Origin of the sequence: Escherichia fergusonii ATCC 35469, from assembly GCF_000026225.1 — a bacterium.
Classification (GTDB): domain Bacteria; phylum Pseudomonadota; class Gammaproteobacteria; order Enterobacterales; family Enterobacteriaceae; genus Escherichia; species Escherichia fergusonii.
Window position 1 is genome coordinate 2,680,779 of the sequence record NC_011740.1, and the last position, 25,436, is coordinate 2,706,214.

The following is a 25,436-nucleotide window of genomic DNA, read 5'->3' on the forward strand; positions in this document are numbered from 1 at the left end:
GGATTTTAGCATAATATTTTGTGCGCTGCTTCCCTTTCGAGCCGGGAGATCATGCACCCACTAAATGCAGGCAAACATCCGGGCCTACATGACGTATCTCATTGAATTTAAAATGGGGCGCATCAGCTAATTTCTCAAGCCCTGGCAGCGTACATAATCCACGAGCGTCGCTGCCTAATAGTTTAGGCGCGATATAGACAATCAGCTCATCGACTAAACCTGCCTGTAGTAGTGCCCCTGCCAGTGTTGGCCCCGCTTCAACCCATATGCTGTTAATCTGCTGTTTACCCAGCTGCATCATGAGCAGCACCAAATCCAGATGTCCGTTATGTTCCGGGATGAGCAAACTACGCACTGTCTCCGGCCATTCTCGAGAATCTTCCTGTGTACGCGCAAACCAGGTTTCGCCAGGCTGCTGCACGATGCGATGTTCAGGCGTCACGCGATTTTGGCTATCAATGACAATACGTACCGGCTGGCGTAGATTTTGTTGCGGATAAAGGGCCTGAGTTTGTTCATCCAGTTCAGACCAACGCACCGTTAAGGCCGGATCGTCCGCCAGTACCGTAGCGCTACTGGTTAAAATGGCATGACTTTGCGCGCGCAGACGTTGTACATCACGCCGCGCCTGAGGTGAAGTGATCCACTGGCTCTCACCGCTCGCCATCGCTGTGCGACCATCAAGCGATGCGCCAAGTTTCAACTGGATATAAGGAAAGCCGGTACGCATGCGTTTGAGAAAGCCTTTATTCAATTGCTCGGCTTCACTCATCATCAGGCCGTGGCTGACGTCAATACCCGCTTGTTGCAGGCGATATAGCCCTCGCCCGGCTACCTGCGGGTTAGGATCTTGCATCGAGGCAACCACGCGAGCCACACCTGTGGCAATTAATGCATCACAGCAAGGCGGCGTACGGCCGTGATGGCTGCAAGGTTCGAGTGTCACATACGCAGTCGCTCCTTTGGCTTTCTCTCCAGCCATACGCAGCGCATGTACTTCGGCGTGTGGTTCACCAGCACGGTGATGGTAACCTTCACCGACGATTTCGCCATCTTTCACAATGACACACCCAACATTCGGGTTCGGATGAGTGGTAAAACGCCCCCGCTGCGCCAGCTTAAGCGCCCGCGCCATGTAATACTCGTCCTGCACGGTTTAATCCTCCAGGCGCGCGATCTCTTCGCCAAATTCTTTGATATCTTCAAAACTGCGATAAACGGAAGCAAAACGGATATAGGCGACTTTATCGAGCTTTTTCAATTGCTCCATTACCAGATTGCCGATCATTTTGCTGGGTACTTCGCGTTCTCCGGTGGCACGCAGCTGCGATTTAATATGGCTGATCGCCATTTCGACGTCATCGGAACTTACCGGACGTTTTTCCAGCGCTCGCAGCATTCCGCTACGTAATTTCTCTTCATTAAACGGTTCACGCACGTCGTTGCTTTTTACAACACGTGGCATAACCAGTTCCGCCACTTCAAAGGTGGTGAAACGTTCATTACACACCAGACACTGCCGACGGCGGCGTACGGATGAGCCCTCGCCCACGAGACGAGAGTCAATCACCTTAGTGTCCACGGCGAAACAGAATGGGCAATGCATACGGCGTCCTGACCAGGTGGTTAACAGAAATCTATTTTACCCTGAACTGGCGATACAACAAAGGCGCAACGCTTTTGAGACAAAGGATCGATGTTTTTGCTGCTTTTACGCTCTACCATTACGCTAATTGCGATGAGAAAGGGACACCCCATGAACACCAAAGTTTGTTTACGACTGCTCCTGCTGGGAAGCTTGTTTAGCCTTAGCGCCTGTGTGCAGCAAAGCGAAGTACGCCAGATGAAGCACAGCGTCAGCACACTCAATAAAGAGATGACGCAACTGAATGAAGAAACCATCAAAATCACCCAGCAAAATAAGCTGAATGCGAAATCACAGAGTGGCGTTTATCTGCTGCCGGGGTCAAATACCCCTGCCCGACTGGAAAGCCAGATTGGCACTCTTCGTATGTCACTGATGAATATTTCACCTGCTACTAACGGCACAGCATTAACATTGCGTATTCAAGGCGAATCCAGTGATCCATTACCTGCGTTCAGTGGCACATTTGAATATGGGCAAATTCAGGGAACAACTGAAAATTTTCAGGAAGTGAACGTGCAAAACCAGTTGATCAACGCTCCGGCTAGTATTCTTGCTCCCAGTGACGTTGACATCCCTCTGCAACTGAACGGTATTTCCCCTGATCAGTTAGGTTTTGTTCGTATTCACGATATCCAGCCTGTCTCGCCATAGCATTCCGATGGGGAGTTTGTTCTCCCCACAACACCAAACCTGCCATTTTTGTTACTCCTCTTACATCACCAAAATGTTTAGTTAAGAGTGGAAACATTCACGGAAATAAGTACAATCCCCGCCCGAATGTGCGCAAACGTGAACGCAATCGATTACGCACATGATAGAACTGTGAAACATGACATATTTTTGTGAGCAATGATTTCTATAATAGGCACCGCAGAAATATGAAATTTTAACAAACGCGTTTTGCGCCTTTTTCACTCCCGCAAGGGATTTTCAATCAGTGGCATACTCATGAAAAAAACGTTACTTGCAGCCGGTGCAGTACTGGCGCTCTCGACATCTTTTACTGTAAACGCAGCGGAAAACGACCAGCCCCAGTATCTGTCCGACTGGTGGCATCAGAGCGTTAACGTGGTAGGCAGCTACCATACTCGCTTTGGACCGCAGATCCGTAACGATACCTATCTGGAATATGAAGCATTTGCCAAGAAAGATTGGTTTGATTTCTATGGCTATGTCGATGCACCCGTCTTCTTTGGTGGGAACACCGATGCAAAAGGTATCTGGAACCACGGTTCTCCGCTGTTTATGGAAATCGAACCGCGCTTCTCTATCGACAAACTGACTAATACCGACCTGAGCTTTGGCCCGTTCAAAGAGTGGTACTTCGCAAACAACTACATTTACGACATGGGTCGTAACAAAGATGGTCGCCAGAGCACCTGGTATATGGGTCTGGGCACTGACATCGATACAGGTCTGCCGATGAGCCTGTCCATGAACGTCTATGCGAAATACCAGTGGCAGAACTACGGCGCAGCGAACGAAAACGAGTGGGACGGTTACCGTTTCAAAGTGAAGTACTTTGTGCCGATTACCGATCTGTGGGGTGGCCAGTTGAGCTACATCGGCTTCACCAACTTCGACTGGGGTTCCGACCTGGGCGATGACAGCGGTGATGCGAACAACGGTATTAAAACACGTACCAATAACTCTATTGCGTCCAGCCATATTCTGGCGCTGAACTACGATCACTGGCACTACTCTGTCGTTGCCCGTTACTGGCATAACGGTGGTCAGTGGAATGACGATGCAGAACTCAACTTTGGTAAAGGCGACTTTAATGTTCGCTCTACCGGTTGGGGTGGTTACCTGGTGGTAGGTTACAACTTCTGATTGTGAGAATGCCGGATTTCATATCCGGCATTTTTTATCACTTCTTCTTGTTCATCATCGCTTTCAGGTCAGCGAACGGATTATAGGTCGCTTCACCGACATCTTTCTGCGCATCTTCCCCTGCGATAACCGTCGTACCATACTGATCTGCTTCGGTATATTTTGAATGCTCGTGATCGTGACAATAAAGGCACAATAACTCCCAGTTGCTGCCATCTTCCGGGTTATTGGTATGATCGTGATCGATATGGTGAACAGTAAGTTCACGCAGGTTGGAGTAGACAAACTCGCGGGAACAGCGACCGCAGACCCACGGATAGAGTTTCAGCGCTTTTTCGCGATAGCCGCTTTCTAAACGCGCATAGTTTTTCGGGATGATAGCCATGAAAAGTTACCTGGATAAAATGTAGGGTTACGCGCAGTTTCCCAAGATGCGGGGGTTTTCGCAATCACCATACATCAAAAAAAATCCCGATCTTCTGACCGGGATTTTCAACATCAGCTGAAACTTGATTAAGGCAGAATTGACGGCTGATCCGCCCCTTCTTTTTCCACTTTCTGCTGCAACATATGTTCGCGCTTCATACCCAGTTTCAGGGCCAGCGCTGATGCTACATAGATAGAAGATGCAGTACCGATGGAAACACCAATCAGCATGGTCAGCGAGAAGCCTTCCAGCACCGGACCACCGAAGAGATACAGCATCAGGATAACCATTAAGGTTGTACCAGATGTGATCAACGTACGGTGTAACGTCTGAGTCAGTGACACGTTAAAGATTTCGTAAGATGTACCGCGACGGATCTTGCGGAAGTTTTCACGAATACGGTCACATACCACGATACTGTCGTTAAGCGAGTAACCGATAACCGACATCAGTGATGCCACAATGGTCAGGTCAACCTCGATATGGAATAACGACAAGATACCCAGCGTAATGATCACGTCGTGCGCCAGTGCGATAACCACCCCTGCCGCCAGTCGCCATTCAAAACGGAAACCAACGTATACGAGGATAGATAACAACGCGGCCATCAGCGCCATCGCACCTGTTTGTGCCAGGTCGGCACCCACGCTCGGACCGACGAACTCAATACGCTTCACTGCTGCGTGCTGGTCAGTTGCTTCGTTAATAACAGTAACGACCTTACTACCCAGCACCTGACCGCCGGTTTCACCTTCAGCAGGCGGCATACGGACCATGATGTCATGGCTGCTGCCAAAGTTTTGCAGTTGCGGCTCTTCAAAACCCGCTTTCTGCAATGCGTCACGCATGACGTCAATTTCAACCGGTTTTTCGAGCGTAATTTCGATAACCGTACCACCGGTAAAATCCAGCCCCCAGTTAAAACCGCGTACGCCCATGATGATTATGGACGCCACCAGCAAAAGGCCGGAGATGCCGAAAGCCCAGTAATCCCAGCGCATAAAGTCATAGACTTTACGGCCATGATTTAGTTGTTCAACAGTATATTCCTGTGCCACATCGCACTCCTCAGATTGACAGCTTCTTGACGCGTTTGCCGCCATATAGCAGGTTTACGATGGCGCGAGTACCGACAATCGCAGTAAACATCGACGTCGCCACACCGATACCGGTAGTAATCGCGAACCCTTTAATTGCCCCGGTACCCACTGCGTACAGGATGATGACTTTAATCAGCGTGGTGATGTTCGCATCGAAGATGGAACTGAATGCACCGCGATAACCTTCATCAATTGCCTGTTGAACAGAACGTCCGTTGCTCAACTCTTCTTTGATACGTTCGTTGATCAGTACGTTCGCATCGACTGCCACCGCAAGGGTTAAGACGATACCTGCGATACCCGGCATACTCAGCGTTGCACCAGGCAACAGTGACATAATGCCGACAATCAAGATCAAGTTAGCAACCAGAGCACTGGTCGCAATCAGACCGAACTTCTTGTAGAAGAGGATCATAAACAGAATAGAAACTAGCAGGCCAGCCAGACACGCTTCCAGCCCCTGTTCGATGTTCTGCATACCCAGAGTCGGGCCAATGGTACGTTCTTCAACAATCTGAATCGGCGCAATCAACGCACCGGCACGAAGCAGGAGCGACAGCTGACGCGCTTCGTTCGGGTTATTAATACCAGTGATACGGAAGCTGTTACCCAGACGAGACTGGATGTTAGCGATGTTTATCACCTCTTCCTGTTTCACCAGAACCGCACGACCGTTTGCATCTTTCTTACCGCTGTCTTTGTACTCCACAAACAGGGTCGCCATCGGTTTGCCGATGTTGTCCTTAGTGAAGTTAGACATGATGTTACCACCTGCGCTATCGAGCGAGATGTTAACCTGCGGCTGGTTGTATTCGTCCTGGCTTGAAGTGGAGTCGGTAATATGGTCACCGGTCAGAATCACGCGTTTGTACAGCACTACCGGCTGACCTTCGCGAGTCTGTTTCACTTCTGAGTCACCCGGTACGCGGCCAGACGCAGCAGCGGCCTGATCAACGTTGGTGTTTACCAGACGGAATTCCAGCGTTGCCGTCGCCCCCAGAATCTCTTTCGCACGCGCGGTGTCCTGGATACCAGGCAGTTCTACAACGATGCGGTCAGCCCCCTGACGTTGTACCACCGGTTCAGCCACACCAAGTTGGTTAACACGGTTACGCAGGATATTGATGTTCTGCTGCACCGCATACTCGCGGGCTTCACTCAGACGCGCATCGGTCATTACGGCACGCAGAGCATTATCGCCCTGACTGGAGATGACTAAATCCTGATGGCGTGGAGACAAGTAAGAGATAGCTTCATCACGTGCTTTGCTATCACGGAAAGTGATAGTCAGTGCGTAATTTTTATCTTTACGAACGGTGGTGTATGGGATGCCCTTTTCGCGCAGGTCGCTGCGCAGGCTATCGATATTTTGTTCCTGGAGTTTGCCAAGCGCGGTGTCCATATCCACTTCCATCAGAAAGTGAACGCCGCCACGCAAATCGAGACCAAGCTTCATTGGCTCAGCGTGAATAGCTGCCAGCCAGCGTGGCGTTGCCGGAGCAAGGTTAAGCGCCACGACGTACTTATCACCCAGAATATCCAGCAACGCTTCACGAGCGCGCAGTTGGGTGTCAGTGGAGTCGAAGCGCGCAAGAATAGCGCCCTCTTCCAGTGCCACAGACTTAGCAGTTATTTTTTCTTCTTGTAACGTTTTCTGGACCTGGATCAGCGTTTGCTCACTGGCGGCGACTCCGCGCGCGCCAGTGATCTGAACAGCCGGATCCTCACCAAACAGGTTGGGAAGCGCATACAGCAGACCGATGACAATCACCACGATCAGCATGACGTACTTCCACAAAGGATAACGGTTTAACACGGCAATTCCCTTAGGGAAAAATTTTAATTACAGCGCCTTCATGGTGCCTTTCGGCAGAACGGCAGCTACGAAGTCACGTTTAATAACTACTTCAGTGGTGTCATTCAGCGCGATAGCAATGTAGCCGTTTTCCGCTACTTTGGTTACGCGACCGACCAGGCCACCGTTCGTCAGAACTTCATCACCTTTGGCAATGGAGTCCATCAGCTTTTTGTGTTCTTTGGTGCGCTTCTGCTGTGGACGCAGGATCATGAAATAGAAAATCAGACCGAATACCACCAGCATCAAAATCAAAGACATCGGGCTACCTTGTGCCGGTGCACCCGTTGCCGCTACCGCATCAGAAATAAAAAAGCTCATTAAATTTCCCTCATTATTAATATTAATCAACGTTCAAAGGTGGTACTTCTCGCCCCTGACGCTGGTAAAAATCAGTTACGAAGCTCTCTAATTTACCCTCTTCAATAGCCTTGCGTAAACCCGCCATCAAACGCTGGTAGTAACGAAGGTTATGAATAGTATTGAGTCGCGCGCCTAATATTTCGTTGCAACGGTCGAGATGATGCAAGTAAGCGCGTGAATAATTGCGACAGGTGTAGCAATCACACTCAGGATCGAGTGGGCCAGTATCGCTCTTATACTTCGCATTGCGGATTTTCACCACGCCATCGGTCACGAACAAATGACCATTTCGGGCGTTGCGGGTTGGCATTACGCAGTCAAACATATCGATACCGCGACGCACGCCTTCAACCAGATCTTCCGGTTTACCAACGCCCATCAGGTAACGCGGTTTGTCTGCCGGAATTTGCGGACACACATGCTCCAGAATACGGTGCATATCTGCTTTCGGCTCACCCACAGCCAGACCGCCGACAGCGTAGCCATCAAAACCGATATCTACCAGACCTTTAACAGAAATATCACGTAAATCTTCGTAAACGCTGCCCTGAATGATACCAAACAGCGCATTTTTGTTTCCGAGACTGTCAAAACGCTCACGGCTACGCTTCGCCCAACGCAGAGACATCTCCATCGAGCGTTTTGCGTAATCCCAGTCAGCAGGATACGGCGTACACTCATCAAAGATCATGACGATATCCGAACCAAGATCGTACTGAATCTCCATCGACTTTTCCGGGTCGAGGAAAATCGGATCGCCGTTGATCGGGTTACGGAAGTGAACGCCCTGTTCGGTGATTTTACGAATATCGCCAAGGCTGAAGACCTGGAAGCCGCCGGAGTCGGTAAGAATCGGGCCTTTCCACTGCATAAAATCGTGCAGATCGCCATGCAGTTTCATGATTTCCTGGCCCGGGCGCAGCCACAGGTGGAAGGTGTTACCGAGAATAATTTGTGCGCCAGTGGCTTCAACTTCTTCCGGCGTCATCCCTTTTACGGTGCCGTAGGTGCCAACAGGCATAAAGCAAGGCGTTTCCACTACGCCACGATCAAAGACCAGGCGGCCACGGCGTGCGCGACCGTCGGTGGTGTCCAGTTCAAATTTCATTTTTTCTCCACTACGTCAGAAAAACAGTCCAACGTTTAAACCAGCGCCGCGGAATTACTCCCCGACGCGCTCATTAATTGCCTGCGGATTGTACGTGATAAACATCGCATCACCGTAACTAAAAAAGCGATATTTCTCTTCTACCGCCGCTTTATAGGCGTTCATAGTGTGTTGATAGCCGGCAAATGCCGAAACCAGCATAATCAGCGTCGATTCAGGAAGGTGGAAGTTCGTCACCAGCGCATCGACCACTTTGTACTGGAAGCCCGGATAGATAAAGATTTGGGTATCGTCAAAGAACGGTTCGATGAGATCGTTTTTCGCCGCCTGGGCCGCGCTTTCCAGCGAACGTACCGAGGTGGTGCCAACCGCAATCACCCGATTACCGCGTGCTTTTGTTGCCAGTACCGCGTCTACCACATCCTGCGGCACTTCAGCGTATTCTGAGTGCATGATGTGATCTTCAATGGTGTCGACGCGCACCGGCTGGAAAGTACCCGCACCAACGTGCAGAGTTACGAACGCCATCTCCACGCCTTTGGCGCGCAATTTTTCCAGCAAAGGTTCGTCAAAATGCAGCCCGGCAGTCGGGGCCGCTACCGCGCCCGGTTTTTCACTATAAACTGTTTGATAAAGTTCGCGGTCTGCATCTTCGTCCGGACGGTCGATGTACGGCGGCAGTGGCATGTGGCCGATGCTGTTGAGGATATCCAGTACAGAACGATCATCATTAAATTCGACTTCAAACAGTGCGCCGTGGCGAGCGGTCATTGTTGCGTTGATACTTTCGTCATCGCCCAGCAGCAGCTCTGCGCCCGGTTTTGGCGCTTTCGAGGCGCGAATATGCGCAAGAATGCGTTTGTCGTCGAGCATACGCTCAACCAGCACTTCAATCTTGCCGCCGCTGGCTTTACGCCCAAACAGACGCGCCGGGATCACGCGGGTATTATTAAAAACCAGAAGATCGCCGGGGTTGAGCTTATCGAGTAAATCGGTGAAAGTACCGTGCGTCAGCGCGCCCGTCGGCCCGTCCAGCGACAGTAAACGACAGCTACTGCGTTCAGGCATTGGATAGTGGGCAATCAGGGATTCGGGCAATTCAAAGGAGAAATCGGTAACGCGCATGACACTGACTCAGACTAAAATAAGAGGCGGGTAGTCTAGTGCCGGGGCGCTCTCCCTGCAACCTTTACCCCCCTTTGGATAGAATATAATCGATGAATTTTTTAGCTCACCTGCATTTAGCCCATCTCGCGGAAAGCTCGCTTTCCGGCAATTTACTGGCTGATTTCGTACGCGGAAATCCTGAAGAAAATTTTCCGCCCGACGTCGTGGCTGGCATTCATATGCATCGCCGTATCGACGTACTGACCGATAATCTGCCGGAAGTCCGCGAAGCAAGGGAGTGGTTTCGTCGTGAAACCCGCCGCGTTGCGCCTATTACGCTGGATGTCATGTGGGATCACTTTCTTTCACGCCACTGGTCGCAGCTATCACCGGACTTTCCGCTACAGGAATTTACCTGTTATGCCCGGGAGCAAGTGATGACTATTCTTCCAGACTCACCGCCACGCTTTATCAATCTGAACAATTACTTATGGTCTGAGCAATGGCTGGTTCGCTATCGCGATATGGATTTCATCCAGAACGTGTTAAACGGCATGGCAAGCCGTCGCCCACGTCTGGATGCCCTGCGTGACTCCTGGTACGATTTAGACGCCCATTACGACGCTCTGGAAACCCGCTTCTGGCAGTTTTATCCGCGGATGATGGCGCAGGCGTCACGCAAGGCGTTGTAAGGTATTAATTCAGCCATACGCTGGCCGATATCGCGGGCAGCGTCAAAATTCCGTCCATCACCTGCCCATGCCCTTCCCTTCGTTGCCACGCCGTGACATTCAGCAACGGCGACGCAGGCAGCACCACTTCACACGCCTCTCCCCGGTTAATTGCCACTAGCACACGTTGCTGATTCAGCACGCGGACAAATACCACCACGTTATCTTCCGCATACAGTACCTGACAGCCACCGCGACGCAGCGCCGGGCTTTTTTTACGCAATGCAATCATACGCTGATACAGGGCAAATAACTCCGCATCCTGTTTTTGCGCCTGCCACGGAAAAGGTTTACGACAGAAAGGATCGTTTTTGCCATCCACACCCACTTCATCGCCATAGTAGATACAGGGGACGCCAGGCCAGGTAAGCAGCCAGACGACCGCTAGCGGCAAACGTGCGACATTCCGACCGAGCAGCGTCTTAAATCGCGCGGTATCGTGGCTATCGAGCTGATTAAACATGCGCAGTTGCTGCTGATGGGAAAGCCCGGCGCGATAATTGTCCATCCACGCCATACAGGTTTGCGCATCAATATGCTGTGGATCGTAAGAGATATCAGTGTTGGCAAGAAATCCCCACAACGGGAATGTGAAGCCGCGATAGTTCATGGCGGCATCTTCCACATCGGCCTGTAGCCATTGCCGTGCATCGCCAAAATGTTCGCCGACTATATACGCTTCCGGTTGGGTTTCTTTCGCCGCTTCGGTGATCCCAGCGACGTGCTGTAAATTATTGCGCGCCCCACCCGCTTCTCCCAGCATATGCACCACATCCAGCCGCCAGCCGTCCATATTCCATGGTGCTTTCAGCCAATGGCGGACAATGCTGTCTTCCCCGCGATAAATTTCATTCACCAGACTTTCCGATTGATAATCCAGCTTCGGCAGGCTGGCATAGCCCAGCCAGTCGAGCGCCGTGCCATCATCGCTAAATGAGTACCAGTCACGCCAGGGCGATTCGGGGTTGTGACAAGCTCCCCCCGTGCCACGATTGTGCCTGTCAAACCAGGCATGGGAATCGCCACTGTGGTTAAATACGCCATCCAGCACCAGCCGCATTCCCAGCTGCTGCGTATTGTGTCGCAAACGCAGCAACGCTCCGTCGCCACCAAACTGCGGATCGACATGGCGATAATCCTCGGTATCGTATTTATGTACGCTGGGGGCTTTAAACACCGGATTAAGGTACAGCGCCGTCACGCCGAGCTTTTTCAGATACGGCAGTTTTTCGCTGATACCATCCAGATCACCGCCATAGAACGTTGATCCGCCCGCCTGCGCCGTGACCGGCTCATCCCAGTCACGCAAGATGATCTCTTGTCCGGCTGCGTGATGGTAATAGATATGATCCTGTTCAGCTTCGCGAGGAAGACTACGGGCGAAACGATCAGGGAAGATCTGATAAAAAATCTGATCCGCTACCCATTGTGGGCCGATATCCGGGACATCGACGGCAAACTGCTCCAGTCGTGCTGGCGGCATTCGGCTGAAGCCCTGCGGTGTAAACCAACGCTGGTGATCGTGCCACAATAATTTGAAGCTATAGCGCCGCCGGGGTTGCCCAATGGAAATATCGATGGCCGCCCGCCATGCCGTGACACCAGGCTGGGGCTGACTGCGCTGCTTATGCATCGGTACTGACGTTTCTTCGTTATCGTTTTCTGTACGTAGCATAATCCGCTGCGGTGGCTCTTCGCCTGTCAGCCACAGTGTAATGAGTAGTTGATCTTTGCTTTGTTTAACAAATGGGGGCACCGGCAGGTGCCATGCATTTAACATCATAATTCCCCTGTGATGAAAATCTGATCACCTTGCCATAGCCTAATGCAGGATCACTCATCATCTGAAGGATATTTGGGGGAGGAGGACGGGGGCGGATAACTTTCGGAATAGCCGGATCAGGGCTTGCCTTGATCCGGCTTACAGAACGCAAGGATTACTGGTTTTCAGCCAGCTGACGATCGTGGCGGCGTTTAATCATCCAGCCAATCAACAGCAGAACAATCCACGCGAAACCAACGTACAGCGAGATACGTGTGTCCGGATGATAACCAATCAATCCGATAATAAAGAGCAGGAAAATCAAACCGCCGATGGTCGTTGCTACCCCACCTGGTACTTTAAATTTCAGTGCCTTCACTTCTTCTGGTGGCAAACGGCGACGGAAAGCAATTTGCGACAGCAGGATCATAATCCATACCCACACCGTGGCGAAGGTTGCCAGCGAAGCGATCACCAGGAAGACATTTTCCGGCATGATGTAGTTCAGATATACCGCAAACAATAGCGCGGTAGTCATCACCAGCACCGTGACCCACGGAATACCGCGACGCGAGGTTTTGCTGAAAATTTTCGGCGCGCTACCCTGCTCTGCCATACCGTGGAGCATACGGCCTACGCCAAATACGTCACTGTTAATTGCCGACAGCGAAGCAGTCAGCACAACAAAGTTAAGAATGCTGGCGGCAAAGGTAATGCCCATATGCTGGAACGTCAGCACGAACGGGCTACCGGCAGTACCAACCTGATTCCACGGATAGATAGACATAATGACGAACAGCGTACCGACGTAGAACACCAGAATACGCATCGGCACGGAGTTAATCGCACGCGGAATCGATTTCTCAGGATCTTTCGCTTCCCCGGCGGTAATACCGATAATTTCGATCCCGCCGTAAGCAAACATTACCATTTGCAGCGACATCACCATGCCAAGCCAGCCGTTACTGAAGAAGCCGCCGTTGCTCCAAAGATTATTGATACCGGTCGGTTGCCCGCCGTTGCCAATCCCCCAGATGATGATGCCGAAACCGGCGACAATCATGATGATGATGGTGGCGACTTTAAAGAACGAGAACCAGAACTCAAGCTCACCAAATACCTTCACGCTCATCAGGTTTACGGCGCAAATGATCAGCACCACGCTCAGTACCCAAATCCAGTGCGGCACCGTCGGGAACCAGACGCCCATATAGATACCGAACGCGGTCACATCGGCGATGGCGACAATAAGGATTTCAAAGCAGTAGGTCCAGCCAGTGATATAACCCGCCAGCGGGCCGAGGTTTTCCTGTGCATAACGAGAGAAGGAGCTTGCAGCCGGGTTGTGAACAGACATTTCTCCCAGTGCACGCATAATAATATATGCAGCTACCCCGCCGATAATATAAGCCAGTAGTACGCTGGGACCGGCCATTTTGATGGCATCGGCTGAACCGTAAAACAAACCGGTGCCGATTGCTGAACCCAGTGCCATAAAGCGAATATGCCGGGTACTGAGCCCACGCTTTAGCTTGTTGTTACTTTCCATCGATTCCTAACCCATCAACACAATAAAAAACCACGGGGCATCGCAGCCCCGTGGTCAAAAACACATTGTCAGTGATTTAGTGAGCGCTGGAGGTCACCTGACGCCCTGCTGCACGATCCCAGATAATGGCCAGAACAACCATCACCACTGTTGGAATTAACCACGCCAACCCTTGTTCTGCCAGCGGCAGACGCTGCACCCAGGCAGGTAATACATCACCGATTGCCGAGGCTTTAATGCCGTCAAGGATACCAAAAACCAGGCTGATAAACATAGGCGGTGCAATTACGCGGGTGGAATTATGCCACCAGGAGCGGGTGAAGCTTAATACAACCAGTGCGATACATGGCGGATAAATTGCTGTCAGCACTGGAACAGAGATCTGAATCAGCTGGCTCAAACCGAGGTTAGATACCACCATCGAGAAACCGCCAAGGATAAACACCAGTGTCCGGTAAGAGAGCGGTAAATATTGAGCGAAAAACTCTGCACAAGCACACGTCAGGCCAACCGCCGTCACCAGGCAGGCGATAAAGATTAACGCCGCCAGCAGGAAGCTACCGCCGCCGCCAAAGGTATGCTGAACGTAGGCATGCAGAATAGCCGCACCATTAGCTGACTGTTCAAGCAGCGATGCACTGTCGGAACCCAAACGGAACAACGCCAGATACAGCAATGTCAGACCAACACCCGCCATCAGACCAGCCCAAACGGTGTAACGAGTCAACAAACGTGCTTCGGATACGCCGCGAGAACGCGCCGCATTAACAATAACGATACCAAACACCATCGCGCCAAGCGTATCCATGGTCAGATAGCCATTAACGAAGCCGTTAGAAAACGCGGCGTTTTGATAAGCCTCAGTCGCCGTGCTGATAGAGCCCGCCGGCCAGACAATTGCGGCAACAGACAGGATGACCAGCGCGATAATTTTCAGCGGTGCCAGGAAGTTACCGACGGTATCCAGCAGTTTGCCCGGATAAAGCGAAACCAGAATCACGATAGCAAAGTAAATCAGGCTGTAGATAAATAATGGCAGCGGTGAGTTACCCGTCAGCGGAGCAATACCCACTTCAAAGGAGACCGTTGCGGTACGCGGGGTAGCAAACAGCGGACCAACAGCCAGATAACATACTGTTGCCAGCAAAACGCCAGCTACTTTACCGATGGGCGAACTCAGACTATCGATACCGCCACCAACTTTTGCCAGTGCGACAACTGTCAATACCGGAAGACCGACAGCAGTAATAAGGAAACCGAAAGCGGCAGTCCAGACATGTTCGCCAGCCTGCAGGCCAACCATTGGAGGGAAAATGATGTTACCTGCGCCAACAAACAACGCAAATGTCATAAATCCCAATGCGATGATATCGCGTGATCTTAACTTATGGGTCATAAAATCTTACTGCCTGTGGATGTGGTGTTGATACGTAAATTCATGCTTTACCAACGGGATGATAGTGCAGCATTTTTAATCAATTATAGCGGGATATGCTCCCGGACTGGCGAGATGAAGAATTGTTTTTCGGTTTACCGCCAGAATGCAGTCGCTATGACAGCACATGAGGCGCAATTTAAACGCTTATAACGTTTTAAAGCAAGAAGGGATCTAAAAACCAGAACGATATAGCAATATAAAATATCACTTCAGCATAAAACGCTATTTAAGTGAAATAGTCATGGCTAATCATGCGAACAAGAAATCATCAGACGTCGGAAAATTCACCGCAAGGGGAAAAGACGCAAAGAAAATAAGCCAGCATTAGCTGGCTTATGGAAAGATAATCTGACAACGGTCTGTTAAGCGCTATTTTTGGCAATTAAACGTTCCGGTAATACAAAGCTAAACCGAGTGCCAACGCCAGGTGTGCTTTCAATATGTAATCGGCTTTCGTGGTGATTGAGCGCGTGCTTTACAATCGCCAGACCGAGGCCACTGCCCCCTGTCTGTCGCGAACGCGCTTTATCCACACGATAGAAGCGCTCAGTGAGACGCGGAAGGTGTTCGGCGGTAATTCCAGGACCATTATCTTCCACACTAAACTCCACACCATGTGCCACGCGCTGCCAGCGTACAGCAATCTTCGTACCTTCTGGCGTGTGATTAACTGCGTTATAGACCAGATTCGAAATGGCACTGCGCAGCTGATCTTCATTGCCCAACACTTTAATTTGATTGTCGATATCAAATGTAATTTTGTGTTTATTCTGGCTCAGTGTTTGAGCTTCCCGCTCCACTACTCGTAGCATCATCGGCACATCGACTTGTTCATTCAGTGCCAGCACCGGGGCAGCTTCAATTTTTGACAGCGTAAGCAGCTGTTTCACCAAGCCTTCCATACGGTGTGTTTGTTCACGCATAGTATGAAGCGCTTTTTCTCGCGTCGCACCTTCCAGCGGCTGTTCATGCATCATTTCCAGATAGCCTTGTAAGACCGTAAGCGGCGTGCGCAGCTCATGGCTTACGTTAGCAAAAAAGTTCCGTCTGGCTCCTTCAAGCTGGTGCATTTGAGTAACATCTCGCGCCACCATCAGCAGTTGCCGATCAGTATAAGGCATCACGCGAATCTCAAGATGACGACCATTGTTCAATACCAAATTAATTGGTCGTGAAAAATCGCGGCTTTTTAGATAATGGGCAAACTCCGGGTAGCGCAATAAGTTGAGGATGTTCTGGCCACTGTCATCAGGCCAGCGTAGCCCCAACAACTGCTGAGCAAGGCCGTTACACCAGAAAATCCCCCCTTCTTCGGTCGTCAGAATAACGGCATCTGGCAGAGACTCTGCGCCACTTCGAAAACGTTTGATTAAATTACCCAATTCACGGCGGCGTTTTTTATTGCGTAATTGCATTTGATGGATGCCATACAGCAATGGCTCCCAGCTCCCGCGCCCTGGTGGTGGCGTCATACTTCTGTCTACCCAAAGCCACCAGGAGAGGCGTAGTAAGTTCCAGAAATGCCAGATAAGCAATCCTGTGACTGATGCCAGCAAAAACCAGGGCAGATGACCAAAAAAAATACTCAGGATAAAGGCAGGGATACAGCAAAGTATCAGTTCCAGAACCAGCCTTTTCCATGACAGCCGTTCAAGCACGCGTCATACTCCATTTACTCTATAGAAAGCCTCACCCGCCATTACGGCGGGTGAGGCGTCAAAAGCGGGTCGAAAAACGATACCCTGTTCCTCGCACTGTCTGCACCATGCGGTCATGCCCGCTTGGTTCCAGCGCTTTACGCAAGCGACGAATGTGGACATCGACTGTACGGTCTTCCACATACACATTCGTTCCCCAGACATGATTTAGCAACTGCTCGCGACTGTAGACGCGTTCAGGATGCGTCATAAAAAAGTGCAGTAATTTAAATTCGGTAGGCCCCATATCCAGCGGTGTTTCGCCCGTCATGACCCGATGTGAGGTTGGATCAAGACTTAGCCCTTGCATTTCAATAACTTCTTCAACTGCCATAGGCGAAATACGGCGCATAACGGCCTTAATACGCGCCACCAGCTCTTTCGGGGAAAACGGTTTGGTAATATAGTCATCCGCGCCTGTTTCAAGGCCGCGTACACGATCTTCTTCTTCGCCTCTCGCCGTCAGCATCACAACCGGAATATCCCGGGTAAGCGCTTCCCGTTTGAGATGTTTAATAAATTGCAGACCAGAGCCGCCTGGCAACATCCAGTCCAGAAGAATGAGATCCGGCCAGGGTTCATTAAGTTGGTTCACAGCACTGTCATAATCTTCGGCTTCTACTGGCTGAAAGCCATTTTGCTCGAGCACGAAGCAGACCATTTCTCGAATTGGAGCTTCATCTTCTACAACCAGAATACGTCTCGCCATGATTAGCCCTGTTATAGATAAATTACACGTTATCAATGCGGCGGTATTATGCGTCAGTTTTATGACAGATTTATGAAAAGATCGTCGATGTTTCGTACAGGTTATTGATTTGTAGAGGTCATAAAACAGAAATTAATGCCTGTCTATGGGTATAATCGCCTTCACGTTTTTTCGCCAGGAAACTGTTATGCGCATCCTCCACACTTCAGACTGGCATCTGGGCCAGAATTTTTACAGCAAGAGCCGCGCCGCGGAGCATCAGGCATTTCTCGACTGGCTGCTCACAACGGCACAAACTCATCAGGTGGATGCGATAATTGTTGCCGGAGATATTTTCGATACCGGATCACCACCAAGTTATGCCCGCGAACTGTACAACCGCTTCGTGGTCAATTTACAGCAAACGGGGTGTCATCTGGTGGTACTGGCAGGAAATCACGACTCGGTCGCCACACTGAATGAATCACGAGATATTCTCGCCTTTCTTAATACGACCGTTGTCGCCAGTGCCAACCTACGCCCACAGCTGCTGAAACGGCGTGACGGCACTCCGGGTGCTGTTCTGTGCCCCATTCCGTTTTTACGTCCACGCGACATCGTGACCAGCCAGGCAGGGCTGTCAGGCAGTGAAAAACAGCAACATCTGCTGGCCACAATCACGGACTACTACCAACAACAATATACGGAAGCCTGCAACCTGCGCGGTGATCAGCAACTGCCGATTATTGCTACCGGACACCTTACCACCGTGGGTGCCAGTAAAAGTGACGCTGTACGTGACATTTATATCGGCACGCTGGATGCATTTCCGGCACAAAACTTCCCACCTGTAGATTACATCGCCCTTGGGCATATTCACCGGGCGCAAATTGTTGGCGGACAGGAACATATTCGCTATTGCGGTTCCCCCATCCCGCTGAGTTTTGATGAGTGTGGCAAAACTAAAAGCGTACATCTGGTGAGCTTTGCAGAAGGCAAATTACACAGTGTCGAAGCGCTGCCCGTGCCAATGACTCAGCCACTGGCCGTATTGAAAGGTGATCTGGCTGCAATTACTGAACAGCTTGAACAATGGCGTGATACCGAACTGCAGACGCCAGTATGGCTGGATATCGAAATCACGACTGATGACTATCTGCATGATATGCAGAGGAAAATCCAGACTTTAACCGAGTCACTGCCGGTAGAAGTGTTACTGGTGCGTCGCAGTCGCGAGCAGCGTGAACGGATTATAGCGAGCGAGAAACGCGAAACACTCAATGAATTAAGCGTCGAGGAAGTTTTTAATCGTCGCCTGGCACTGGAAGAACTGGACGAGTCGCAACATGCGCGTATGCAACATCTTTTCGCCACGACGTTGCAGACCCTTGCAGGAGATCACGAAGCATGAAAATCCTCAGCCTGCGCCTGAAAAACCTGAACTCTCTGAAAGGCGAATGGAAGATTGATTTCACCACAGAACCGTTTGCCAGCAACGGACTGTTTGCCATTACCGGCCCAACGGGAGCCGGTAAAACGACATTATTAGATGCAATTTGCCTGGCCCTTTATCACGAAACTCCACGCCTTTCCAACGTTTCACAATCACAAAATGACCTGATGACCCGCGATACTGCCGAATGTCTGGCGGAAGTGGAATTTGAAGTAAAAGGTGAAGCGTACCGCGCGTTCTGGAGCCAGAATCGGGCGCGTAACCAGCCAGACGGTAATTTACAGGCGCCACGTGTTGAGCTGGCACGCTGCGCAGATGGCAAGATCCTCGCCGACAAAGTCAAAGACAAACTGGAGATGACAGCGTCATTGACCGGGCTGGATTATGATCGATTTACCCGTTCGATGCTGCTTTCACAAGGGCAGTTCGCTGCCTTTCTTAATGCAAAACCGAAAGAACGTGCTGAGTTGCTGGAAGAGCTGACAGGTACGGAAATCTACGGGCAAATCTCTGCCATGGTATTTGAGCAACACAAAACGGCGCGTACGGAACTGGAAAAGCTTCAGGCCCAGGTCAGCGGTGTCTCATTATTAACGCCAGAGCAGTTGCAAACTTTAACCGAAAGTTTGCAGGTACTTACTGACGAAGAAAAACAACAAGTTACCGCCCAACAAATTCAACAAAAGCATCTTAACTGGCTGATCCGCCAAAATGAACTGCAGCAGGAGGCCAGTCGTCGTCAGCAGGCACAACACCAGGCCGAGGCAGAAATAGAAAAAGCACAGCCTCAGTTGGCAGCACTGGAACTGGCACAACCTGCCATGCAGTTGCGTCCACAGTGGCAACGTATTCAGGAGCACACTGCTGCGGTAACCCGTACTCGCCAGCAAAGCGAAGAAGTAAACACTCGCTTACAACAGATGCTGGCACAACGTGCAGGGATCCGCCGCAGTGCGAAAAAACAGATGAATGCGATGCTTTCTACACGGCAAACGCTAAGTGACTGGCTGGCAACAAACGATGCCTTTCGCCTGATGAGTAACGAGCTGGCGGGATGGCGGGCATTGTTTGCTCAACAAACCAATGACCACAGCCAGCAGCAAAAATGGCAACAACAACTGACAAGCGATACCCGGAAGCTGGAAAGTCTGCCAGTGCCGACTCTCAACCTGAGTCCTGATGAAACGAATGCAGCTCTCGCACTGTATAACCAGCAGCGCCCACTTCGTCAGCGACTGAGTACTCTACATGGGCAGATTACGCCAAAGCAAAAACGACTCGCGCAGCTACAGGCCTCTACGCAGGAATTACACCAGCAACTAACCCAGCGTAACGTTATGCTGGAAGAGATGCGCAAGCGTTATAAGGTGAAAAATCAAGAATTCAATGATGTAAAAACCATCTGCGAACAGGAAGCCCGGATCAAAAGCCTTGAAGCCCAGCGCGCCTTATTACAATCGGGACAACCTTGCCCACTTTGCGGTTCAACAACACATCCGGCTGTTGCTGCTTATCAGGCACTGGAGCCAGGTGTTAACCAGACTCGTCTCGCCGAACTGGAAAAAGAAGTTACTAATCTCAGAGAGGAAGGTGCCACTCTGCGTGGGCAACTGGAAGCATTGCAGCAACAACTTCAGCGAGACGAAAGCGAAGCGCAGACGCTAATTAAAGATGAGCGAGTACTCACTCAAGAATGGCAAACAGTTGTTGAACGTCTTGGCATCATCCTACAGCCTCATGACGATATTCAGCCGTGGCTGAATGCCCAGGAAGAACATGAAAAGCAGTTATATTTGCTCAATCAACGCCACGAACTGCAACTACAAATTGCGAATCATGCGCAGCAAGTTGCTCAATTTCAGCAACAAATCGCACAGCGTAAGGCATCGTTAGCAGAAGACATAACGCGTTTTTCACTGACGTTACCTGAAGCAGGTGATGAGCAAAGCTGGCTGACGGCACGCCAACAGGAAGCCCAGGAGTGGCAGAAGCGGCAGACTGAGCTCACCACATTGCAGGCAAAAATCGCTGAGCTTGCGCCTTTACTGGAAACCTTGCCAGAAAGCGATATTACGACCACTGGCGAAGAGGTTACTGAGTGGCAAAACTGGCGGCAGATCCATGATCAGTGTCTTTCCTTGCAAAGTCAGTGGCAAACGCTGCAACAGCAACTGACGCAAGAGCTGCAACGCGCCGCAGAAGCACAAACAGCGTTTGAGTCAGTGTTACAGTCCAGCGTGTTTGCTGATCAAGCCGCGTTTCTTGCCGCCTTGCTTGATGAAGAAAGCTACGCCCGACTAGAGCAGTTCAAGCAATCGCTGGAACAGCATTATCAGCAAGTACAAACGCTGTCTAATCAGGCAAGTCAGGCTCTGGTGGCACATCAACAGCAGCGACCGGCGGATCTTGAGCCGCAATATTCTGTTGAACACATTCAGCAGGCGCTGGCGCAACTGGCGTATCAGTTACAAGAAAACGCCAAACGTCAGGGCGAAATTCGCCAGCAAATTAAGCAGGATGCGGATAACCGCCAACAGCAGCAAACGCTGATGGCGCAGATTGACAAAGCCACGCAGCAGGTCGAAGACTGGGGCTGTCTTAATGCCCTTATTGGCTCTAAAGAAGGCGATAAATTCCGTAAATTTGCTCAGGGACTGACGTTGGATAACCTCGTACATCTGGCCAATCGCCAGTTAACCCGTCTGCACGGTCGTTATCTACTGCAACGCAAGGCCAGCGAGGCACTGGAAGTTGAAGTGGTCGATACCTGGCAGGCAGATGCCGTACGCGATACCCGCACGCTCTCAGGGGGTGAAAGCTTCCTCGTCAGCCTGGCACTGGCGCTGGCGTTATCGGATTTGGTCAGCCATAAAACGCAAATTGATTCACTTTTCCTCGACGAAGGGTTTGGCACACTGGACAGCGAAACACTGGATACCGCACTGGATGCACTGGATGCGCTAAATGCCAGTGGCAAAACGATTGGCGTCATTAGCCACGTCGAAGCGATGAAAGAACGTATTCCGGTGCAAATTAAAGTTAAAAAGATCAACGGACTTGGCTACAGCAAACTGGATAATCAGTTCCAGGTGAAATAAGCACGCCCCGGCGGTTACGTGCCGCCGGGTGAGCCTGAAACCAGCAGTTTGCTGACAAAGTGCGCTTTGTTCATGCCTGATAAACGTAGCGCATCAGGCAATTTTACAGTCTCATACTATTTATCTTGTTGCGGCCATAACCATGCCGCGCCGCGCACACCGCTGGAATCTCCATGACGCGCTTTGCGCAAAGGGGTCTCGCACTCACCGCCAAAGACGAACGACTTAATCAACTGCGGAACGGTCTGATACAGTCGCTCCACATTGCTCATTCCACCGCCTAACACAATCACATCCGGGTCGAGAATATTCACAACATGCGCAAGCGATTTTGCCAGGCGTAACTCATAGCGGCTTAAGGCCAGTTCAGCAATAGCGTCCTTTGCCTCTACCAGTTGGATAATCTCACTGCCTTCACGTTGCTTACCGCTCAGACGCTGATAGTCCGTAGCAAAACCCGTACCTGAAATAAAGGTTTCAATGCAGCCCTGTTTGCCGCAGTAACAAGGCACTTCTTGTCGATAGCGCAACTCATCTTCATCCATCCATGGCAGTGGGTTATGCCCCCATTCGCCCGCCGTTCCGTTTCCGCCAATATGCGCTCTCCCGTTTAAAGCCACGCCCGCGCCACACCCCGTGCCAATAATTACGGCAAACACCGTTTGTGCACCAGCAGCGGCGCCATCAACCGCTTCAGAGACCGCCAGGCAGTTAGCATCATTCGCCAGGCGAACTTCCCGCTGCAGGCGAACGCTGAGATCTTTGTCAAACGGTTGCCCGTTAAGCCAGGTTGAATTGGCATTTTTCACCACTCCAGTATAAGGCGAAATAGAACCGGGTATGCCAACACCTACAGTTCCGCGCTGCCCGGTTACCTTTTCGGCCATCCCGACCAATGTGGCGATTGTTTCTATGGTTTGCTGATAGTCATCTCGCGGCGTGGGCAGGCGATGACGAAAGCATTGCTCTCCGTGTTCCCCAAGCGCGATGACTTCTGTTTTGGTGCCACCTAAATCGATACCTATACGCACGGTACACTCCTTATTATTTTCAATATCAATAGCGTAGAGACGGGAAACGGGATTGGCAATGCAAGGGGGCCGACAATTCGTTATTATGCCCGCTAAATTTAACAACAAGGCCGTGGAAATTATCATGCTGTGGTTCAAAAATTTAATGGTATACCGTCTTAGCCGCGATGTTTCGCTGCGTGCCGAAGAGATGGAAAAGCAACTTGCCTCAATGGCATTTACCCCCTGCGGTAGCCAGGATATGGCGAAAATGGGTTGGGTTGCACCAATGGGTTCTCACAGCGATGCACTCACGCACGTTGCCAATGGTCAAATTGTTATTTGCGCACGCAAAGAAGAAAAAATTCTTCCATCACCGGTCATTAAGCAAGCGCTGGAAGCCAAAATCGCCAAACTGGAAGCAGAACAGGCGCGCAAGCTGAAGAAAACAGAAAAAGATTCGCTTAAAGATGAAGTGCTGCACTCACTCCTGCCGCGCGCCTTCAGCCGTTTTAGCCAGACGATGATGTGGATTGATACGGTTAACGGTCTGATTATGGTCGACTGCGCCAGTGCGAAAAAAGCAGAAGATACACTGGCACTGCTGCGTAAAAGTCTGGGCTCTTTACCCGTCGTGCCACTGACACTGGAGAATCCGATTGAACTGACGCTAACCGAATGGGTACGTTCGGGTAGCGCAGCACAAGGTTTCCAGTTACTGGACGAAGCCGAACTCAAATCCTTACTGGAAGATGGCGGCGTGATCCGGGCGAAAAAACAGGATCTCACCAGCGAAGAGATCACCAATCATATTGAAGCTGGCAAAGTGGTTACTAAGTTAGCTTTAGACTGGCAGCAACGCGTGCAGTTTGTGATGTGTGATGATGGTTCGCTCAAACGCCTGAAATTCTGCGACGAATTACGCGATCAAAACGAAGATATTGATCGTGAAGATTTTGCCCAACGTTTTGATGCTGATTTCATTCTGATGACAGGTGAACTGGCTGCGTTAATTCAAAATCTGATTGAAGGATTAGGTGGCGAAGCACAGCGTTAAACTGAAATACCCTCTCCTGTTACGGAGAGGGATTGCTGTTACAAATAACGGCACAAATAAGATGTCGGTTCAGCAACCTGCAAATGGAATTCGCTATGCCCTGGAACATTAAACACCTGGCCTGCCTGGTATACCTGCCACTCGGTAGCTTCTGGAAGTAAGACATTCAACGCACCACTAATTACCGTCATTTCTTCTGGCTCTGCGGTACTGAATAAGTATTCTCCTTCAACCATCACACCTACACTGGCGCGGCCAGTACTGCTGCTGGTAAAGCCAATTGACTTCACTTTCCCGGAAAAATATTCGTTACTTTGAAGCATAAACAGGCCCTGTCTCGTTTTGAAGTTAGCATTCAATATAGGGTGCTGAGACTCTGCCTGTCACGCGAAATTAAGCCAACAATTCTGAAGCCAGTCGGGCAATCAAGACATTAGAGAGTAAAACCGGAACATCTAAGTTTTTTTGCAGTAAATCTCGGTGACGTTGGTTAAAACCAAGGCAATCCAGCATGATGACATCGGCGCCATTTTCCAGCAGCTCTTTCCCTGCTGAAATTAACTGATGTGGCGGATCATGGATTGGATTGGCCAGTGCATACAACGGCGGCGTAGCTAAAACTTGCCATTTTTGTGCCTGTACCGCGAGCAACTCTTCGACGGGAACAATAACGCCAACCTGATGCCCATCAACAATTGATGCCACCAGCGGAGGAATTATTCGCAGCGGCTCCAGTAATATCGTATTTCGCGCGGTCATATTTTTTATTGCTGCCGTACTCATTAGCAAAATAACGTCAAACCCCTGGTTATCCAGAACTTCAACAACACTTTGCAAATCGCGCTCAACTTTTTGACGGGAAACATGTGCCAGTTGGTTATCACGAAGTAACGTTAAAAGCGGATCTTCACCAACTTCTACGGCATATTCCGCCATGACGTCTTCGCGGCTCATATTCCCCAATAAGCTATGACAGGAGATCTGATTTTCATCAATATACTCGGTCAATAGAGGGAGTACCTCCTCCATTGGGACGATGCCGATGGTAAGAATTGCCAACGACGCACTCATTTTATTCCACCTTTTTTCGTCGTTAAGTTACCAGGCAAATGTTTATGGTTCACATCGGTCTGGGTTGCAAATGTGAAATAGCGTAGCAGCAGATGTGCAACGCAAAGTGTAAAGATTCCAAATGTTTCTGATAATGTATTGTTATCTTTAAGATTAAGATATTAGAGAATAAAAACAAAGGCTAAAACTGTGATGCAGGCACGATATGACACAACTCAGATTCCCTTCTGAGTTATTTCATCACAATCAGGATTTATCAGGATCTTCGTAGCGTTTTTTCGCATCCATCGCTTCTTCCGCGCTGGGATGTTCGCTAATCAGAGAATCAGGGGTAGGATGATCTGCCCTTAACTGATACCAGGTCACGGTCTGACCTGGATTTCCTTTTTCTACTGTCACAATTCGAGCTTCACGAGGATAAGGGGGTCTTGTTGGCATAGT

At 50.4% G+C, this 25,436-nt stretch carries 23 protein-coding genes; 6 read left to right on the forward strand and 17 right to left on the reverse strand.

Annotation, left to right across the window (positions count from 1 at the left end; genetic code table 11):
• Window positions 1-49: 49 nt before the first annotated feature.
• Together ribD and nrdR are read right to left on the reverse strand one after the other, a co-directional pair.
• Window positions 50-1,153, reverse strand: a complete 1,104-nt coding sequence (gene ribD, locus EFER_RS13155) for a bifunctional diaminohydroxyphosphoribosylaminopyrimidine deaminase/5-amino-6-(5-phosphoribosylamino)uracil reductase RibD (protein ID WP_001150422.1) — start codon at window positions 1,151-1,153, stop codon at window positions 50-52.
• A 3-nt stretch (window positions 1,154-1,156) separates the two neighbouring features.
• Window positions 1,157-1,606, reverse strand: coding sequence for a transcriptional regulator NrdR (gene nrdR / locus EFER_RS13160; protein ID WP_000543537.1), 450 nt, complete (start codon window positions 1,604-1,606; stop codon window positions 1,157-1,159).
• Between the two features lie 150 nt (window positions 1,607-1,756).
• Between nrdR and EFER_RS13165 the strand changes: the two genes are divergently transcribed.
• A complete protein-coding gene (locus EFER_RS13165; protein ID WP_001093511.1) occupies window positions 1,757-2,299 on the forward strand; it encodes a SadB/YajI family lipoprotein in 543 nt (180 codons plus the stop codon).
• A 297-nt stretch (window positions 2,300-2,596) separates the two neighbouring features.
• The gene (gene tsx / locus EFER_RS13170) at window positions 2,597-3,481 is read left to right on the forward strand and encodes a nucleoside-specific channel-forming protein Tsx (RefSeq protein WP_002431401.1); all 885 of its coding nucleotides are present in this window, start codon (window positions 2,597-2,599) and stop codon (window positions 3,479-3,481) included.
• A 37-nt stretch (window positions 3,482-3,518) separates the two neighbouring features.
• Here tsx and yajD read toward each other — a convergent pair whose 3' ends face one another.
• From yajD to queA, 6 genes are all read right to left on the reverse strand, one after another.
• A complete protein-coding gene (gene yajD / locus EFER_RS13175; protein WP_000974824.1) occupies window positions 3,519-3,866 on the reverse strand; it encodes an HNH nuclease YajD in 348 nt (115 codons plus the stop codon).
• A 128-nt stretch (window positions 3,867-3,994) separates the two neighbouring features.
• Window positions 3,995-4,966, reverse strand: coding sequence for a protein translocase subunit SecF (gene secF, locus EFER_RS13180; RefSeq protein WP_000046650.1), 972 nt, complete (start codon window positions 4,964-4,966; stop codon window positions 3,995-3,997).
• A 10-nt stretch (window positions 4,967-4,976) separates the two neighbouring features.
• Window positions 4,977-6,824, reverse strand: a complete 1,848-nt coding sequence (gene secD / locus EFER_RS13185; RefSeq protein ID WP_000934815.1) for a protein translocase subunit SecD — start codon at window positions 6,822-6,824, stop codon at window positions 4,977-4,979.
• A gap of 27 nt (window positions 6,825-6,851) precedes the next feature.
• Window positions 6,852-7,184, reverse strand: coding sequence for a preprotein translocase subunit YajC (gene yajC, locus EFER_RS13190; protein ID WP_000007629.1), 333 nt, complete (start codon window positions 7,182-7,184; stop codon window positions 6,852-6,854).
• Window positions 7,185-7,206: 22 nt separating this feature from the next.
• Entirely contained in the window at window positions 7,207-8,334 is a 1,128-nt protein-coding gene (gene tgt / locus EFER_RS13195; RefSeq protein WP_000667319.1) for a tRNA guanosine(34) transglycosylase Tgt, read from the reverse strand.
• 54 nt (window positions 8,335-8,388) lie between these two features.
• Entirely contained in the window at window positions 8,389-9,459 is a 1,071-nt protein-coding gene (gene queA, locus EFER_RS13200; RefSeq protein WP_001266495.1) for a tRNA preQ1(34) S-adenosylmethionine ribosyltransferase-isomerase QueA, read from the reverse strand.
• 92 nt (window positions 9,460-9,551) lie between these two features.
• Here queA and acpH point away from each other — a divergent pair, with 92 nt between their 5' ends.
• Window positions 9,552-10,133 carry an ACP phosphodiesterase gene (gene acpH, locus EFER_RS13205; RefSeq protein ID WP_001009863.1) on the forward strand — a complete coding sequence of 194 codons (582 nt, stop codon included), beginning with the start codon at window positions 9,552-9,554 and terminating at the stop codon, window positions 10,131-10,133.
• Window positions 10,134-10,137: 4 nt separating this feature from the next.
• On the opposite strand, the gene malZ is transcribed toward acpH, so the two are convergent.
• The 5 genes from malZ to phoB all read right to left on the reverse strand — a co-directional run bounded on the left by malZ (window position 10,138) and on the right by phoB (window position 17,327).
• Entirely contained in the window at window positions 10,138-11,955 is a 1,818-nt protein-coding gene (malZ, locus tag EFER_RS13210; protein ID WP_000979375.1) for a maltodextrin glucosidase, read from the reverse strand.
• Between the two features lie 154 nt (window positions 11,956-12,109).
• Complete coding sequence (gene proY / locus EFER_RS13215; protein WP_000445559.1) at window positions 12,110-13,483, reverse strand: proline-specific permease ProY; 1,374 nt, start codon at window positions 13,481-13,483, stop codon at window positions 12,110-12,112.
• A 76-nt stretch (window positions 13,484-13,559) separates the two neighbouring features.
• Window positions 13,560-14,879, reverse strand: a complete 1,320-nt coding sequence (gene brnQ, locus EFER_RS13220; protein WP_000149049.1) for a branched-chain amino acid transporter carrier protein BrnQ — start codon at window positions 14,877-14,879, stop codon at window positions 13,560-13,562.
• 404 nt (window positions 14,880-15,283) lie between these two features.
• Window positions 15,284-16,579, reverse strand: coding sequence for a phosphate regulon sensor histidine kinase PhoR (gene phoR, locus EFER_RS13225; protein ID WP_000893575.1), 1,296 nt, complete (start codon window positions 16,577-16,579; stop codon window positions 15,284-15,286).
• Window positions 16,580-16,637: 58 nt separating this feature from the next.
• A complete protein-coding gene (gene phoB / locus EFER_RS13230; RefSeq protein WP_000113941.1) occupies window positions 16,638-17,327 on the reverse strand; it encodes a phosphate response regulator transcription factor PhoB in 690 nt (229 codons plus the stop codon).
• 187 nt (window positions 17,328-17,514) lie between these two features.
• Here phoB and sbcD point away from each other — a divergent pair, with 187 nt between their 5' ends.
• Together sbcD and sbcC are read left to right on the forward strand one after the other, a co-directional pair.
• Complete coding sequence (sbcD, locus tag EFER_RS13235; RefSeq protein ID WP_001221271.1) at window positions 17,515-18,717, forward strand: exonuclease subunit SbcD; 1,203 nt, start codon at window positions 17,515-17,517, stop codon at window positions 18,715-18,717.
• The gene (gene sbcC / locus EFER_RS13240) at window positions 18,714-21,857 is read left to right on the forward strand and encodes an exonuclease subunit SbcC (RefSeq protein ID WP_000698977.1); all 3,144 of its coding nucleotides are present in this window, start codon (window positions 18,714-18,716) and stop codon (window positions 21,855-21,857) included. Before sbcD ends, sbcC begins: the two co-directional genes overlap by 4 nt.
• 116 nt (window positions 21,858-21,973) lie before the next feature.
• Here sbcC and mak read toward each other — a convergent pair whose 3' ends face one another.
• The gene (mak, locus tag EFER_RS13245) at window positions 21,974-22,888 is read right to left on the reverse strand and encodes a fructokinase (protein ID WP_001219348.1); all 915 of its coding nucleotides are present in this window, start codon (window positions 22,886-22,888) and stop codon (window positions 21,974-21,976) included.
• Window positions 22,889-23,012: 124 nt separating this feature from the next.
• On the opposite strand from mak, the gene rdgC reads away from it, so the two are divergent.
• Entirely contained in the window at window positions 23,013-23,924 is a 912-nt protein-coding gene (rdgC, locus tag EFER_RS13250) for a recombination-associated protein RdgC (RefSeq protein ID WP_002431399.1), read from the forward strand.
• 38 nt (window positions 23,925-23,962) lie between these two features.
• Here rdgC and ppnP read toward each other — a convergent pair whose 3' ends face one another.
• The 3 genes from ppnP to yaiA form a co-directional block, all read right to left on the reverse strand.
• On the reverse strand, window positions 23,963-24,247 hold the full coding sequence (ppnP, locus tag EFER_RS13255) for a pyrimidine/purine nucleoside phosphorylase (RefSeq protein ID WP_000941955.1): 285 nt from the start codon (window positions 24,245-24,247) through the stop codon (window positions 23,963-23,965).
• 70 nt (window positions 24,248-24,317) lie between these two features.
• Entirely contained in the window at window positions 24,318-24,995 is a 678-nt protein-coding gene (locus EFER_RS13260; protein ID WP_001276392.1) for an AroM family protein, read from the reverse strand.
• A 246-nt stretch (window positions 24,996-25,241) separates the two neighbouring features.
• Window positions 25,242-25,433: a protein YaiA gene (yaiA, locus tag EFER_RS13265; RefSeq protein WP_001143158.1), complete on the reverse strand. Its 192-nt coding sequence runs from the start codon at window positions 25,431-25,433 to the stop codon at window positions 25,242-25,244.
• Window positions 25,434-25,436 lie beyond the last annotated feature (3 nt).